At 34.8% G+C, this 15718-nt stretch carries 15 protein-coding genes; 10 read left to right on the forward strand and 5 right to left on the reverse strand.

Features of this window, described 5'->3' with window-relative positions; all coding sequences use genetic code 11:
• Positions 1-30 precede the first annotated feature (30 nt).
• Positions 31-1323, forward strand: a complete 1293-nt coding sequence (locus ES677_RS01935) for an MFS transporter (RefSeq protein WP_148370281.1) — start codon at positions 31-33, stop codon at positions 1321-1323.
• A gap of 49 nt (positions 1324-1372) precedes the next feature.
• Positions 1373-2215 carry a hypothetical protein gene (locus tag ES677_RS01940; RefSeq protein ID WP_148380270.1) on the forward strand — a complete coding sequence of 281 codons (843 nt, stop codon included), beginning with the start codon at positions 1373-1375 and terminating at the stop codon, positions 2213-2215.
• A gap of 99 nt (positions 2216-2314) precedes the next feature.
• Here the strand turns inward: ES677_RS01940 and ES677_RS01945 are convergent, their stop codons facing one another.
• The 4 genes from ES677_RS01945 to ES677_RS01960 form a co-directional block, all read right to left on the reverse strand.
• Positions 2315-3040, reverse strand: coding sequence for a head GIN domain-containing protein (locus ES677_RS01945; protein WP_148380271.1), 726 nt, complete (start codon positions 3038-3040; stop codon positions 2315-2317).
• A gap of 66 nt (positions 3041-3106) precedes the next feature.
• The gene (locus ES677_RS01950) at positions 3107-4189 is read right to left on the reverse strand and encodes a hypothetical protein (RefSeq protein WP_148380272.1); all 1083 of its coding nucleotides are present in this window, start codon (positions 4187-4189) and stop codon (positions 3107-3109) included.
• Complete coding sequence (locus ES677_RS01955; RefSeq protein ID WP_148380273.1) at positions 4173-4733, reverse strand: hypothetical protein; 561 nt, start codon at positions 4731-4733, stop codon at positions 4173-4175. The genes ES677_RS01950 and ES677_RS01955 overlap by 17 nt, the downstream gene beginning before the upstream one ends.
• An 11-nt stretch (positions 4734-4744) precedes the next feature.
• The gene (locus ES677_RS01960) at positions 4745-5296 is read right to left on the reverse strand and encodes an RNA polymerase sigma factor (protein WP_148370276.1); all 552 of its coding nucleotides are present in this window, start codon (positions 5294-5296) and stop codon (positions 4745-4747) included.
• Positions 5297-5567: 271 nt separating this feature from the next.
• Here ES677_RS01960 and lon point away from each other — a divergent pair, with 271 nt between their 5' ends.
• From lon to cmk, 3 genes are all read left to right on the forward strand, one after another.
• The gene (gene lon / locus ES677_RS01965) at positions 5568-8015 is read left to right on the forward strand and encodes an endopeptidase La (RefSeq protein ID WP_148380274.1); all 2448 of its coding nucleotides are present in this window, start codon (positions 5568-5570) and stop codon (positions 8013-8015) included.
• A gap of 219 nt (positions 8016-8234) precedes the next feature.
• Complete coding sequence (gene porQ / locus ES677_RS01970) at positions 8235-9254, forward strand: type IX secretion system protein PorQ (RefSeq protein ID WP_148370274.1); 1020 nt, start codon at positions 8235-8237, stop codon at positions 9252-9254.
• Positions 9255-9308: 54 nt separating this feature from the next.
• On the forward strand, positions 9309-9995 hold the full coding sequence (gene cmk / locus ES677_RS01975; RefSeq protein ID WP_148370273.1) for a (d)CMP kinase: 687 nt from the start codon (positions 9309-9311) through the stop codon (positions 9993-9995).
• A 134-nt stretch (positions 9996-10129) separates the two neighbouring features.
• Here the strand turns inward: cmk and ES677_RS01980 are convergent, their stop codons facing one another.
• On the reverse strand, positions 10130-10495 hold the full coding sequence (locus ES677_RS01980) for a LysM peptidoglycan-binding domain-containing protein (protein ID WP_148380275.1): 366 nt from the start codon (positions 10493-10495) through the stop codon (positions 10130-10132).
• 266 nt (positions 10496-10761) lie between these two features.
• Here ES677_RS01980 and rpsA point away from each other — a divergent pair, with 266 nt between their 5' ends.
• From rpsA to ES677_RS02005, 5 genes are all read left to right on the forward strand, one after another.
• The gene (gene rpsA / locus ES677_RS01985; protein WP_148370271.1) at positions 10762-12594 is read left to right on the forward strand and encodes a 30S ribosomal protein S1; all 1833 of its coding nucleotides are present in this window, start codon (positions 10762-10764) and stop codon (positions 12592-12594) included.
• Positions 12595-12717: 123 nt separating this feature from the next.
• Entirely contained in the window at positions 12718-13257 is a 540-nt protein-coding gene (gene pyrR, locus ES677_RS01990) for a bifunctional pyr operon transcriptional regulator/uracil phosphoribosyltransferase PyrR (RefSeq protein ID WP_148370270.1), read from the forward strand.
• 64 nt (positions 13258-13321) lie between these two features.
• Positions 13322-14251 (forward strand): aspartate carbamoyltransferase catalytic subunit, encoded by a 930-nt coding sequence (locus ES677_RS01995; protein ID WP_148370269.1) that lies wholly within the window; start codon positions 13322-13324, stop codon positions 14249-14251.
• Positions 14252-14255: 4 nt separating this feature from the next.
• A complete protein-coding gene (locus ES677_RS02000; protein WP_148370268.1) occupies positions 14256-14588 on the forward strand; it encodes a ribonuclease Z in 333 nt (110 codons plus the stop codon).
• A gap of 54 nt (positions 14589-14642) precedes the next feature.
• Entirely contained in the window at positions 14643-15548 is a 906-nt protein-coding gene (locus ES677_RS02005; RefSeq protein ID WP_148380276.1) for a ribonuclease Z, read from the forward strand.
• Positions 15549-15718 lie beyond the last annotated feature (170 nt).

Raw genomic sequence — 15718 nt, forward strand, 5'->3', positions numbered from 1 at the left:
CCACTCTTAAAACCGAGTGGCTTTTATTTTATGGCACATTTAGAAAAAGGAAGTAAAAAATTATTGAATGCTTGGGCGTTTTACGACTGGGCAAATTCGGTATACACATTAACTATTGCGTCGTCTATATTTCCCATTTTTTATTCGGCATTGTTTGCAGACGAAATTAAGAAAGTGTACGCTTTCGGCTTCGAATTTAAAAGTACGGCGCTTATTATTTTCGTAACAGCATTTACCTTTTTGGTGGTCGCGGTTACCTCCCCTTTACTATCAGGTATTGCCGATTATGTTGGCAATAAGAAAACCTTTATGAAGTTTTTTTGCTACGTGGGTGGTGCCGGTTGTATTGGCTTGTATTGGTTTAGCTTAGAACATATTTATAGTAGCTTACTCTTTTATTTTATGGGTCTTATTGGGTATTGGGGAAGTTTGGTGTTCTACAATTCCTATTTGCCAGATATCGCGTTCTCGGAGCAACAAGATAAGATTAGTGCCAAAGGATTTTCTATGGGATACATTGGAAGTGTTTTGCTATTAGTAATAAACTTAGCAATGGTAATGAGCCAAGAAACAGGTGAAGCTAAAATGCAAATGATGCGTTATTCGTTTTTAATGGTAGGAATATGGTGGATTGGATTTAGTCAATATACCTTTTATATACTACCTAAAGGAACCTCTAAAGGTCATAAAGTAACGGCTTCCGTCGTTTTTAATGGTTTTAAAGAGTTGAAATTGGTATGGCAACAACTACAGCAAAACTTACGCCTAAAACGTTATTTAGTTGCGTTTTTTGTGTTTAGTATGGCGGTTCAAACCATTATGCTTGTGGCCGTTTATTTTGGTGAAGAAGAAATTGCGTGGCCTGAAGATGGAAAAACAATGGGGCTAATAGCCAGTATATTAGTTATTCAGATGGTAGCCATTATTGGTGCTATTTTAACCTCTCGAGCTTCAGCTAAATTTGGTAACATACAAACATTAATTGCTGTAAATATTATATGGATGGGACTTTGTTTCTATGCGTATTTTATGGAAACCCCAACGCAGTTTTATATTGCTGCCGGTTTAGTGGGGTTAGTAATGGGAGGTATTCAATCGTTAGCCCGTTCCACCTACTCTAAATTTCTACCCGAAACGATTGACACCACATCCTATTTTAGTTTTTTTGATGTTGCAGAAAAAATAGGAATCGTTATTGGTATGATTATTTACGGAACGATCGATCAGATTACTGGTAGTATGCGAAACGCGATACTATTTCTGTTTGTTTTCTTCCTAATTGGAATCATTTTATTATTTAGAGTGCCACGAGGAAATATGTGAATTTAAATTATTTACGTATGTTTGTTGAACTAATTAATCAATAAAATAGATGAAAAAACTAAAATTACTTTCTTTTTTAACACTTTCCGTGCTTTTAATGACAACACTCTCGTGTGAAAACGAACCTTTAGATCCTGATTATAATTTTGATATTGATGGTTCGGTAGCCGACGGTGTTAATGACGATGGTTCTGGCCCTCCGGGTGGTGAGTCTACTGGCGATTATTGGCCAATGGCGGTTAATAACGTATGGAATTACGATTATACTGTGGACGATGAAGCGCAAGACGATTACGTTATGGAAATTGATGCTAATGTAGATTACCAAGGCAACTCGGTTTTTAGATATTTACAATTTATGCCAAGTGGTACAGCAACAGATGGAACTGAGTTTGACGGTCTTGACATTTCAACATATTCTAGAAAAAATGGTGGTGACTATATCATGACTATAGGAGATTTACAAGCCGATTATTTAGATGGTATGTTTACACTAACTCAAAATGGTTATAGCGTTATTATGCTAAAAGATTATTTAAATGCGGGAGCAACGTGGACGTCTTCGGCACAAACAGTAACCAGTTATACTTCTCAAGATCCTAGTTTACCAACTATACCAGATGTGGTAATAAATTTAGATTACGATTTTGAAATTTTAGAAAAAGGAATCTCTTTAGATCTTAATGGAGTAACCTATAATGATGTGATAAAAGTAGGATCTACTTTAAGTTCATTTAGTCCTGATTTTCCTGCTCAAGTGATTAGCGCAGAATCAGAATATTTTTTCGCTTTAGATATTGGACTTATTAAAACAGTATCTTACACTAACGATGAAGCAGACGGTGTTGAAACGGCCTCTATTATGGAAATAAACAATTATACTTTAAATTAAAGCTTAATGGGTGTAATTAAGTAGAATATAAAACAAAGCCTCAATCTTAAGATTGAGGCTTTGTTAGTTTTCGAGTAAAAGTGATTTTGCTCTAAACGATTAGAACTGTTGGATGCTTCCAGAACCATTTACCTTATTATTTTTATTGCTTGGCTTGCCTTTATAAACGATATCACCCGATCCTGTAACCTTAGCTTTTAAACTGCTTTTACAAAGCAATTCAATATCTCCAGAGCCTGTTACTTTTACATTAGCCGTAGACGCATTTAATTTGAAGGCGTGGATATCTCCAGATCCCGTCACCGAAGCTTCTAGAGTATCGGTGTTTCCTGAGAGCGTGATATCTCCAGAACCAGTAACAACTACTGTAGTGTCTTTAGCTTCAATATCTAAAATAATATCTCCAGAGCCGGCTAATTTGGTTTCAAAATCGTTGCTTATAATGGTGTGTTTGCTCGTTATATCTCCCGATCCTGCTAGCGACACGTCATCAATATCTTTAAATGGAATGGTAATGGTAATTGTTTTATTGAAACTCGTTCTTAAATTAATATTATTTTCGGTTTTAATTATTAAATCATCACCGTTTACTTCAGTAATAATATAGTCTAAGAGGTTTTCTTCTCCTTCAATAGTTAGTGTGCCTTCTTTCCCTTTTACTAAAACAAAGTCCCACGATCCGGCGCATTTAATACCGGCATAATCTGAGGTGCTGCGAGTAATTGTAATTATGTTTCCATTGCCCTTTATGGTCTTATTACTCCATTGGGCGTGTGTGGTGGTTATAAATAATAAAGCGGTTATAAATGCGAAAGATAGTTTCATAATAGTAAGGTGTTTTTTTTATGGTTTTTAAATAGATTGATAACGACGTTAATTGATTTAGATCGTCTACTGTTTATAGAATGATACACTACCATAATCTGAATTAATACGAATAGTATTAGAGCTGTTTTCTCTTAAATGAAAACCAGAGTAGTATTTTGAAGACGAGTCGTCTCGTTTTTTATTGAATTGAAGCGCATTATCAGCATCTTTTAAGCTGCCATAATCCAACTGAATATTAAAATTAAAGGCATATTCTGAGTCGTAGCCAATATTTATACCTACATAATCGGAATCTATTTTAACGGAGCCGGCATTTTTAGTGAGCTTATCAATACTTATAGAACCATAATCGGCAACAATAGCTACATCTTTGTAAATTTCGCCCAACTTTACCGTAAGGTAATCACCATCTCCGCTTACATTATTCGCTTTCCCGATGGTTATACCACCATAATCGCAATTATAGGAGACCTCTTCTGCAACCTCGATGGTCGATTTGGTATAATCTGCAATAATATGAATTTTGTTGGTTTTAGAAATGGTAAAATCGCTATAATCGGCATTAATTTTTCCTCCTTTTATATATTCAAAATAGCAATTGTTAGAATAATCAAACGTGATGTTGTTAGCCTCAGAAAGCAATTCTTTAGTAATAATTTTTCCATAATCACAATTTAATGTTGCATTTCCTTTCAGTTTTCCTAGGTTAATGGTTCCGTAATCGTTAGATAAATCCACATTATTAGTCAGAGGCATTTTTATAATATAATTCACTTTCATATTTACCGAGTTATTAGAATTCCATTTCCACCACGCACTCGATTTTTCTTTATTAAACGTTGTAATTGCCGACACATAATTATCGGTATTACTAAAATGAACGGTAATATCATTTAGTTTCTGTAGTACTTTATCCTCGCTGTCTCCAGTGGTTGTAATTGTGATTTCGAATTCAATTCGGTTTTTATCCCAAGTCACCACGTTTAGATTCCCGTAACTATTGTCTACTTTTAATGTCGCACTTTCGTTAACGTTAAACGATTTAGTTATGGTTTTTTCTTTTTTATAACGGCCTTGACCGTTAGTAGCAAATAGTGCTAGTGGTAGTAATAGTAAGAGTATAGAATGTTTATAGCGTAATTTCATCTGTGTTGTAGTTTATAGTTTTTAAGCCTTCAATAGTATCGACGACTTCTTTAAGTAGGTTTATGCGATTCCAAAAATTATTAATCATAGCGTGAATGACACGTTTATCGTTTCCGCTTTCTGTTAAATCTATTTTCAATTGGTTGTATTCCTTTTCAAGAATTTCCATTTGCACCATAGCATCTTTAATTAAAAGGGTCGTTTCTGGCGATTTTGCATTGTTAATAGTGTTTAGTTTTTCATTAATAACCGAGGTGAAAAAGGTCTGGGTATTGGCCATTTCTGGAGATACATTTGCCAGATCATGCACGGGGTTATTCGGTTTTAAAGTCAGCGTTAGTGCGACCAATAAAACAATGGTCGCCGCAATAGCGGTAATCGGTTTCCAAAGTTCGCGTTTGGAAGTGCTTATAGGCAATGCTCCCAAAGCGTTTTGAGTGTCCAACTTTTCTAAAAACCGAGCGTGGTGGCCAGTATTAGGCGTTTCTACATTAAAATCTTGATGTAAATCTTTAAACAGCGTTTCTATATTGTCGTTTTTCATAATAATTTCAATTATAAAGCGTGTATTTTCTTGCGTAATTTTTCTTTTGCTCTGGAAATTATGGTTCTACAATTGGCGTACGTAATGTTCATAATTTGGCTAATTTCTTCATAATCGTAGCCCTCAATTAAATGTAAAGAGAGCGCAATACGGTAATTGTCTTTTAGGGTATTCATTACTTTTATAATCTGTTGTGCTTGTAAAGTGGTGTATTCATAATCGCTTGTAATGCCCGTATTGTCTTCTGTTTTATAAAGTATATCGTCTAGTGGTATTGTGTTTTCCTTTTTGTTTTTATTAAAATGATAAATGCTTTTATTAATTACAATGCGTTTTAGCCACGCTCCAAAAGTGTTGCAATCTTTTAGCGTGTCTAACTTAGTAAAAGCTAGTAAAAAAGCATCTTGCATAATATCTTCGGCATTGAAACTGTCTTTAACAATTCGGAATGCCGTATTATACATAGCGCTATAATATCTGTTGTAAATTTCCAATTGTGCGGAGTGGTCTTTAGCTTTACAGAGTACTATAAGTGCTTCGGTATTTTGTTTAGTTAGTATCAAAAAAAATAATTATTACTATAAAGAGGCGGTTTTCACCCAAGTGTTACACTTATTTAAAATAATTTAAAAGTTAGTTTAATTTTTGCTGAAAGCTACTGCAAACGATTGTTTTTTAAAAACGGCATATTAATTGAACTTTTACAAGTGAAACCTAATGCATTTATGGGTAACTAGTTGTTAATCAGTGCTATTATTAGTGTTTCAATAGAATGTAAAACGATATAAATTATGAACGCTTCTTATGAAGTGACATAATGACCTAATATAACATATGAAGAAATCTAATTTAATAAGTCTCGACAGTTTGTCATTACAGGATTTTGATGAAAATTCAGAATTAATTCCTTTAATGACGCCTGAAGATGAAGAGAAAATAAACAAGGAAGAACTTCCTGAAACCTTACCCATTTTATCCTTAAGAAATACGGTGTTATTTCCCGGAGTGGTTATCCCAATTACCGCAGGGAGAGATAAGTCAATTAAGCTAATTAACGATGCTAACAAAGGGAGTAAAGTTATTGGAGTGGTGTCTCAGAAAGATGAAACGGTAGAGGACCCGAAAGCAGGCGATGTAAACACGGTAGGTACGGTGGCGCGTATTTTAAAGGTATTAAAAATGCCTGACGGAAATACAACGGTAATTATTCAAGGTAAAAAGCGTTTTAGTATTGCCGAAGTCATTACCGAAGATCCATATATGAATGCTACGGTTCGCGAGGTGCCTGAAGCTAAACCAGCACTTCAGAATAAAGAGTTTGAAGCGATTATAGATTCTATTAAAGAATTGGCTTTACAAATTATTAAAGACAGTCCGAATATACCTAGCGAGGCGTCTTTTGCCATTAAAAACATTGAAAGCGATTCGTTCTTAATTAATTTTGTGTCGTCAAATCTGAATTTATCGGTATCGGATAAGCAAGCATTATTAGAGAAAAACGATCTTAAAGAACGTGCGCTTGAAACGTTGAAGTTTATGAATTTTGAACTTCAGAAATTAGAGTTGCGTAACGATATACAATCGAAGGTTCAAAGTGATATGAACCAACAGCAACGGGAGTATTTCTTACACCAGCAAATGAAAACTATTCAAGAAGAATTGGGTAGTAATAATGAGCAGGAGATCGAAGATATGCAGAAGCGTGCAAAAACAAAAAAGTGGAGTGAAGACATTGCTAGTCATTTTGAAAAAGAAATTAGCAAAATGAAACGCATGAATCCGCAAGTTGCAGAATACTCGATTCAGCGTAACTATTTAGAGTTCTTTTTAGATTTACCGTGGAATGAGTTTAGCAAGGATAAATTCGATTTAAAACGGGCTAAAAAGATTTTAGATCGCGATCATTACGGATTAGACGATGTTAAGAAACGTATTATTGAATACTTAGCGGTTTTAAAGTTGCGTAACGATATGAAGTCGCCAATTTTATGCTTATACGGCCCTCCAGGTGTGGGTAAAACTTCATTAGGTAAATCTGTTGCTGAAGCTTTAGGGCGCGAGTATGTGCGTATGTCTTTAGGTGGTTTGCGTGATGAAGCAGAGATTCGCGGACATAGAAAAACGTATATTGGTGCCATGCCGGGGCGAATTCTTCAGCATCTAAAAAAAGCAGGGACTTCAAATCCTGTTTTTGTACTGGATGAGATTGATAAGCTGTCAAATTCTAATCAAGGAGATCCTTCTTCTGCATTATTAGAAGTTTTAGATCCAGAGCAGAATAGCAAATTTCACGATAATTTCTTGGAATTAGGTTTCGACTTGTCTAAAGTGATGTTTATTGCCACCTCAAATAATTTAGGTAACATTCAGCCTGCATTACGCGATCGTATGGAAATAATAAACGTATCGGGCTACACCATTGAAGAAAAAGTTGAAATTGCAAAACGTCATTTACTACCAAAACAATTAAAAGAGCACGGGTTAAAAGACGCTCATTTAAAAATAGGTAAACCACAATTAGAAAAAATTGTTGAGGGATATACTAGAGAATCTGGAGTGCGTGGTTTAGAGAAGCAAATTGCCAAAATGGTGCGTTATGCGGCTATGAATATCGCAATGGAAGAAGAGTATAATATAAAAATTTCTAACGAAAATATTATTGAAATATTAGGCGGTCCTAAATTAGAACGCGACAAATATGAAAATAACAATGTTGCTGGAGTCGTTACAGGCTTAGCGTGGACTACGGTAGGAGGTGATATCTTATTTATTGAGTCTATTTTATCTAAAGGGAAAGGAACGCTTTCCATTACAGGTAACTTAGGAAAAGTAATGAAAGAATCGGCAACTATTGCTTTGGAATACATAAAATCGAATGCAGAGGAATTTGGTATAGATCCCGACGTTTTCGATAAGTACAATGTGCATATTCACGTACCAGAAGGTGCAACCCCTAAAGACGGGCCGAGTGCAGGTGTAACTATGCTTACGTCTTTAGTCTCTTTATTTACACAACGTAAAGTAAAGAAGAATATGGCGATGACTGGTGAGATTACCTTAAGAGGTAAAGTATTACCTGTAGGCGGTGTTAAAGAAAAAATACTCGCTGCTAAACGCGCTAGAATAAAAGAAATTTTATTATGCGAAGAGAACAGACGCGATATTGAAGAAATAAATCAAGACTATTTAAAAGGATTAACCTTTCATTATGTTAGTGATATGAAAGATGTTTTAAAAGTAGCATTAACGAAAGAAAAAGTAGAAAACGCTAAAATCCTTTAATAGGTTTAATACCTTATATTTGTAAACCATAAACTGTGTTATAGAAGCAGTTTATGGTTTTTTTTATGTCAAATTATTGCCGATTTTATTGTGCTATATCTTATAGATTCATAATTTAATAATGTTGTAAAAGTCACTAATTATGGATAATATAAAGGCTCTTAAAAATAAAAAAGAGTTGTAGGCGTTTTAAAATAGATTTAGTTACTTTGCAGCTTTATGCTTAAAAAATATTTGCCCATTTTATGTTTGTTTTCTACCGCCGTTTGTTTTGCACAACTGGGTGGGCAGTCTACTTATCAATTTCTTAACTTAGTGTCATCACCACGTCAAGCAGCGTTGGGAGGTAAGGTGCTTACTAATGTCGATTACGATGTTACGCAAGCCTTATACAATCCGGCGACTATTAATGGCGATATGGATAACCAATTGGCCTTAAATTACACGAGTTACTTAGGCGATATTTCTTACGGTTCCGTGGCTTATGCTTATACTTTAGACCGAAGAACTCAAACCTTTCATATTGGAGCCACTTACGTAAATTATGGTTCTTTTGATGGGTATGACGAAAATGGAAATGCTACAGGTTCGTTTTCAGGTTCGGAAGCCGCATTATCTGTAGGATATGCCGTGCAATTAGGCTATTCTAATTTTTATTTTGGAGCCAATTTAAAATTTATAACCTCAAGTTTAGAACAGTATAATTCCTTTGGTGTTGCCACCGATTTAGGATTACTGTACCGCGATGAAGAATTAGAATTTCAAGCGACGTTAGTGGTTAGAAATTTAGGAACACAAATTACTGCTTATAACGAACGTTACGAATCGTTACCACTAGAAGTCGCTTTTGGCTTGTCTCAAACCTTAGAGTATATTCCGTTGCGTTGGCACATCACCTTCGAGAATTTGCAGCAATGGCCAATTGGACTACCAAATCCAGCACGTGCCACTACCGATTTAGAAGGTAATCAAACACCAGAGAAAGTAGGTTTTTTATCGAATGTTATAAGGCACACTATTTTAGGTGCGGAATTGTTTCCAGATAAAGGGTTTAATATTCGCTTAGGATATAATTTTAGACGAGCGGAAGAACTTAGAATTGTAGATCAGCGTAATTTCTCAGGCTTATCAGCTGGGTTTTCTATTAGGCTTAACAAATTAAGATTTAGTTATACACACGCCAAATACACAGCGGCAGGGAATTCTAACTTTTTCGGACTTCATCTAGATTTGCAATAAATCCATCTGAAACCTTATAATTATCCTTATTTTAGCCATTAAAACGTAATACAAGTGAAAAAAATCACGATAGCCATAGACGGTTTTTCTTCAACAGGAAAAAGTACGGTCGCCAAACAACTTGCTAAACATTTAGGATACATTTATGTCGATACCGGCGCAATGTATCGTGCGGTAACGTGGTTTGCTATGCAACACGGCTTTATAGATGCACACCATTTTGAAGCTTCTAAATTAGTCGCTGCATTAAACACCATTACCATTAGTTTTAAATTTAATGATATAGTCGGTTTTGCCGAAGTGTATTTAAACGGTGTAAAAATAGAAAAGGAAATTAGAACGTTGGAAGTGTCTCGTTATGTAAGTCAAGTTGCAGCGGTTTCAGAGGTGCGCTCTCAATTAGTACAACAGCAACAACAAATGGGTAAAGATAAAGGCGTTGTTATGGATGGCCGCGATATTGGAACCGTGGTTTTTCCAGATGCTGAATTAAAATTGTTTATGATTGCTTCGGCGGAAAAGAGAGCTAGAAGACGGTTTGATGAACTTATTGAACGTGGGGATGAGGTAACGTATGCAGACGTTTTAAAAAATGTTGAAGACCGTGATTATATCGATTCGCACCGAGAGGATTCACCATTACGTAAAGCTGAAGACGCTATAGAATTAGACAATTCTAATTTAGATTTAATAACACAATTTGAGCGCGTTCTACTTTTGGTAAACCAAAGATTTGCATAACAAAAGTGTAAAAGTTATAGAATAGTATTAAATAATAAACAAAAAAAGCCTTACTAAAAAGTAAGGCCTTTAAATAAAAGCAAACGTTATACTATTGTATCTAAAAAACGCGCTTCAAAGGTGCTATTAAACTCCTACAAATTTGGAATTATTAATTCTTGATCTGGGTAAATTACATCTGGGTTCTTTAAAATATCTGAATTTGCTGCAAATATAGCTTGGTATTTAGCTGGGTTGTTATAATATAGCTTTGCAATTTCACCTAAAGTTTCTCCACTTTTAACGGTGTGCCTGTGGTAAACGCTCGTATCGGCAACAATATCGCTAGGATTTTCGCCACCAGCTAATTTTATTTTATCCCAAAGTAAGTTTTTTTCGTATTGGGTTGCTGCGGTACCTTTAACGTGAAGGTCGCCATTGTCTTCAGAAACAGCACCATTTTTAATGTTTAATTGTTCCCCTAAATTTAAAACCTCTTGGTATTTCGATTTCACAGCCATTTCTTAGTTACTAATTTATAATCTATTAAAGATAGAAAAAACATAAATACGAATTACATTTAACAATTATTTATTTACTTTGTAATCAGTTCGTTAAAAATTATTTGTTGGGATTAGGTTGTAGTCATAAAAAGTATTATTTTTGCACTCCTTTTAACGGATTTATAGGAAAGATAAAAGGGCTATAAAACAATTTTAATTTAACACTTCTGTGTGTTACACGTTTAAATCTTCCTAGACATACAGAATACAAAAACTTATCTGCAATGGCTGACAAAGCAAAACAAGCAGAAGTTGAAGCAACAAACGCTGCAACAAATGAGGCTCCAGTAATCTCTGAAGCACAAGCAAATCCTGAACAATTCTTAGCAGACTTTAACTGGCACAATTACCAAGAAGGTATTGATGAGGTTGAAGATTCTCAATTAAAAGAATTTGAAAAATTAGTATCAGAAAATTTCGTAGACACATTAGATGACGAAGTTGTAACTGGAGAAGTAGTACACATCTCAGATCGTGACGCTATTATCGACATCAACGCTAAATCTGAAGGTGTTATTTCATTAAACGAATTCCGTTACAACCCTAACTTAGCAGTAGGAGACAAAGTGGAAGTATTAATTGACGTTCGTGAAGACGCGACTGGACAATTAATATTATCTCACAGAAAAGCTCGTGTTATTAAGGCTTGGGAGCGTGTTAATAATGCGCATGAAACTGGAGAAATCGTTAATGGTTTCGTAAAATGTAGAACGAAAGGTGGTATGATTGTAGATGTTTTCGGAATCGAAGCATTCTTACCAGGTTCTCAAATTGACGTTAAGCCAATTAGAGATTACGATCAGTATGTAAACAAAACTATGGAATTTAAAGTGGTGAAAATTAACCACGAATTCAAAAACGTAGTAGTGTCGCATAAAGCACTTATCGAAGCTGATATCGAAGTACAGAAAAAAGAAATTATTGGTCAATTAGAAAAAGGTCAAGTATTAGAAGGTATTGTTAAAAATATTACTTCTTACGGTGTATTTATCGATCTTGGTGGTGTTGACGGATTAGTTCATATTACAGATTTATCGTGGTCTAGAATTAACCATCCAAATGAGATTGTTGAGTTAGATCAAAAATTAAATGTTGTAATTCTTGATTTTGACGAAAATAAATCTAGAATCCAATTAGGTCTTAAACAATTATCTAAGCACCCTTGGGATGCCTTAGGTGAAGAAGTAAGCGTTGGAGACAAAGTAAAAGGTAAAGTTGTTGTAATCGCAGATTACGGTGCATTTATCGAAGTTGCTGAAGGTGTTGAAGGTTTAGTTCACGTTTCAGAAATGTCTTGGTCTACACACTTACGTTCTGCAAACGATTTTGTTTCTGTAGGAGACGAAATAGATGCACAAATCTTAACTTTAGATAGAGAAGATCGTAAAATGTCTTTAGGTATTAAGCAATTATCGCAAGATCCTTGGACAGATATTACTACAAAATATCCAGTAGCTTCTAAGCACACTGGTATTGTACGTAACTTTACAAACTTTGGTGTTTTTGTTGAATTAGAAGAAGGTATTGACGGATTAATTTATATCTCTGATTTATCTTGGACTAAGAAAATTAAGCACCCATCTGAGTTCTGTGCCGTTGGAGACAAATTAGAAGTAGTAGTACTTGAGTTAGATGTTGAAGGACGTAAATTATCTTTAGGTCACAAACAAACAACAACTAACCCGTGGGATAAATACGAAACTGAGTTTGCTTTAGCAACAACACATACAGCACAAATTGCTGAGGTTGTAGATAAAGGTGCAACTATCGAATTTAACGAGGATATCGTTGCTTTTGTTCCTTCTCGTCACCTTGAAAAAGAAGACGGTTCTAAATTAGGAAAAGGAGATTCAGCTGAATTCAAAATTATTGAATTTAACAAAGAATTTAAAAGAGTAGTTGCTTCGCATACTGCAATTTTTAAAGCTGAAGAAATGGCTAATGTAAAAGCTGCTGTTGAAAAACAAACAACTCAAACTGCTGAATCTAAAACAACTTTAGGTGATGCAAATGATGCTTTACAAGCGCTTAAAGATAAAATGGACGGTAAACAATAATTACCACTCATAATACTTTTAAAAGCCTTTCAGAAATGAAAGGCTTTTTTTATGCGCAAAATTATCTTTAAACTCTTAACTATTTACAGTAACTTTGTTACACAAACCCGATGAAATCCCATTATGAGTCAGAAAGTGCTACTTAACGCCACAGCCATTAATATTATACTTCATAGACTGGCTTGTCAATTAATAGAAAACCACGATGACTTTTCTAACACTGTCTTAATAGGTATACAACCAAGAGGTTCATTTTTGGCGAAACGACTGGCCGAGTTACTTAAAACAGAGTATAAGATTAAAGATTTAAAGTTAGGCCTTTTGGATATTACATTCTATAGAGACGACTTTAGACGTGGCGACAAAACCTTGACGGCGAATTCTACAGAAATCGACTTCGAAATAGAAAATAAAAAAGTAGTTTTTATAGACGATGTGCTCTATACAGGGCGAAGTATTCGTTCGGCCTTAACGGCAATACAATCGTTTGGGAGACCAGATGATATAGAATTATTAACGTTAATAGATAGACGATTTAGCAGACATCTACCTATTCAGCCGGATTATCGCGGCCGACAAGTAGATGCTATTAACGAAGAAAAAGTAAAAGTAAATTGGATTGAAAATGAAGGTGAAGACTGTGTTTATTTAGTGCGAAACTAAAACCCAGGTTCAGCCGCTTTCATTTCAAATAAAAGAGTAGTAATTACAGAAACATATCAATACAATGAGTGAATTAAGTGTTAACCACTTGCTAGGGATAAAGTATCTTAATAAACAGGATGTTGAACTTATTTTTCAAACCGCCGATCACTTCAAAGAAGTTATTAATAGGCCGATTAAAAAAGTACCATCACTAAGGGATATTACAATTGCTAATTTGTTTTTTGAAAATTCTACCCGAACAAAACTCTCTTTCGAACTCGCTGAAAAGCGACTCTCGGCAGATGTAATTAATTTTTCAGCAGCGCAATCTTCAGTAAAAAAAGGAGAAACTTTAATAGATACCGTTAACAATATATTATCGATGAAAGTTGATATGGTAGTAATGCGTCACCCTAATCCTGGAGCCAGCGTATTTTTATCTAAACATATTAACGCCAATATTATTAATGCAGGAGATGGCGCACACGAACACCCTACTCAAGCGTTGTTAGATTCGTATTCCATACGAGAAAGATTAGGAGAAGTTGCAGGTAAAAATGTGGTTATTGTCGGCGATATTTTGCACAGTCGCGTGGCACTTTCTAATATTTATGCTTTAAAACTACAAGGCGCTAATGTTAAGGTTTGCGGACCAAAAACATTACTCCCAAAATATATCGAAAAACTTGGCGTTACCGTAGAAACCGATTTGCGTAAAGCATTAAATTGGTGTGATGTCGCTAATATGTTGCGCGTACAAAACGAAAGAATGGACATAAGTTACTTTCCTTCAACACGAGAATATACACAACAATTTGGTGTTAATAAAGCGCTTTTAGACTCTTTAGATAAAGAAATTACGATTATGCATCCCGGCCCCATTAATCGCGGCGTGGAAATTACTAGTGATGTTGCCGATTCTAAACAAGCCATTATACTAGATCAAGTACAAAATGGCGTAGCAGTTAGGATGGCGGTTATTTATTTATTAGCTTCAAAATTAAAACAATAATAATATGATTATAGATAAAGAACAAAACACATCAATCATCACTCAAGAAAAGGCAACGATTGTAGAGTTAGTAAAAAAAATAGAAGCCCTTTATCCAAAATTTAAAAACGATAATATTATCGTTAAATTAAGTTCTTTAGGTTCTATTTCACTTCAAGATGTTATAGAATTCTTACGTTTATCTAATAACCATCGTGCAGCCAAATTAACTTTTGTTGTGGTCACAGATAAAATTAGTAGTACTGAAATTCCTGAAGAAATCGTTGTTGTACCAACGGTAAAAGAGGCTTTCGATATTATTGAAATGGAAGAAATGGAACGCGATTTAGAATTATAGTTACTATTGCTTCCACCCCAACAGCACATTAACTAACTCTAAAATCACATTATAATGAAACTAAATATATTAGGCTGTTATAGTGCTACGCCGCGTGCTTTTACAAATCCTACGGCGCAGGTTCTTGAAATAAACAATCATATTTTTTTAATCGACTGTGGCGAGGGTACTCAGGTAGAAATTAGAAGGCATAAAATAAAGTTTAATCGTATCAAACACGTGTTTATTTCACACTTACATGGCGATCACTTTTTTGGTTTGGTCGGTTTAATTTCAACTTTCAGGTTACTTACTCGCGAAGCCGATTTACATATTTATGGACCGAAAGGTTTAAAAGAAATTATTACCCTTCAGTTAAAACTGAGTAAATCGTGGACCAACTATCAACTAATTTTTCACGAGCTGACAAATACGTCTTCCGAAATTATTTTTGAAGATGAAAAAGTTGAAGTGCATACCATTCCTTTAGATCACCGCGTGTATACTAACGGTTTCCTTTTTAAAGAGAAAGAACACGAGCGCAAGTTAGATATGAATGCTGTATTAAACACAAATATTGATATTGCTTACTATCGTAAATTAAAACAGGGGTTCGATGTGGTTAATGAAGCCGGTATTACTATTAAAAACGAAACCGTTACGCACGCAGGGCCCACTCCAAAAAGTTATGCCTTTTGTAGTGATACGGCCTATAATGAAGCAATTGTGCCCATTATAAAAGACGTTACCGTGTTGTACCACGAGTCCACGTTTTTAGAAAAACACGCTAAGTTAGCACCTAAAACTAAGCATAGTACAGCTATAGAGGCTGCCAAGATTGCTAAGATAGCTAATGTTGGAACTTTGATATTAGGACATTACTCCACGCGTTACGACGATTTAAATGCATTTAAAACTGAAGCTGAGACGTGTTTTGGTACTGTAGAGTTAGCGAATGACGGTAAAGTCTTTGAGTTGTAAATCAACACGTCACATAACTTATTAATAAAATACAAAACCAATGGAAAAAGATTTAGGACACTATAGAAAGGCCTATACAAAAAGTGAACTCTTAATTGAAAACACACCAGACAATCCATTTCAATTATTTAAAGAATGGTTTAACGATGTAGATCTGTGTTTTCCAGATC

The sequence above is a fragment of the Bizionia gelidisalsuginis genome (assembly GCF_008086185.1).
Classification (GTDB): Bacteria; Bacteroidota; Bacteroidia; order Flavobacteriales; family Flavobacteriaceae; genus Bizionia; species Bizionia saleffrena.

What these genes read in the sequence shown, in the direction of transcription:
- ES677_RS01935 (WP_148370281.1), top strand. Translation starts at nt 31, where the DNA reads ATGGCACATTTAGAAAAAGGAAGTAAAAAATTATTGAATGCTTGGGCG.
- ES677_RS01955 (WP_148380273.1), bottom strand. Translation starts at nt 4,733, where the DNA reads ATGAAAAACGACAATATAGAAACGCTGTTTAAAGATTTACATCAAGAT.
- ES677_RS01950 (WP_148380272.1), bottom strand. Translation starts at nt 4,189, where the DNA reads ATGAAATTACGCTATAAACATTCTATACTCTTACTATTACTACCACTA.
- rpsA (WP_148370271.1), top strand. Translation starts at nt 10,762, where the DNA reads ATGGCTGACAAAGCAAAACAAGCAGAAGTTGAAGCAACAAACGCTGCA.
- ES677_RS01980 (WP_148380275.1), bottom strand. Translation starts at nt 10,495, where the DNA reads ATGGCTGTGAAATCGAAATACCAAGAGGTTTTAAATTTAGGGGAACAA.
- ES677_RS01995 (WP_148370269.1), top strand. Translation starts at nt 13,322, where the DNA reads ATGAGTGAATTAAGTGTTAACCACTTGCTAGGGATAAAGTATCTTAAT.
- lon (WP_148380274.1), top strand. Translation starts at nt 5,568, where the DNA reads ATGAAGAAATCTAATTTAATAAGTCTCGACAGTTTGTCATTACAGGAT.
- ES677_RS01940 (WP_148380270.1), top strand. Translation starts at nt 1,373, where the DNA reads ATGAAAAAACTAAAATTACTTTCTTTTTTAACACTTTCCGTGCTTTTA.
- porQ (WP_148370274.1), top strand. Translation starts at nt 8,235, where the DNA reads ATGCTTAAAAAATATTTGCCCATTTTATGTTTGTTTTCTACCGCCGTT.
- ES677_RS02005 (WP_148380276.1), top strand. Translation starts at nt 14,643, where the DNA reads ATGAAACTAAATATATTAGGCTGTTATAGTGCTACGCCGCGTGCTTTT.
- pyrR (WP_148370270.1), top strand. Translation starts at nt 12,718, where the DNA reads ATGAGTCAGAAAGTGCTACTTAACGCCACAGCCATTAATATTATACTT.
- ES677_RS02000 (WP_148370268.1), top strand. Translation starts at nt 14,256, where the DNA reads ATGATTATAGATAAAGAACAAAACACATCAATCATCACTCAAGAAAAG.
- ES677_RS01945 (WP_148380271.1), bottom strand. Translation starts at nt 3,040, where the DNA reads ATGAAACTATCTTTCGCATTTATAACCGCTTTATTATTTATAACCACC.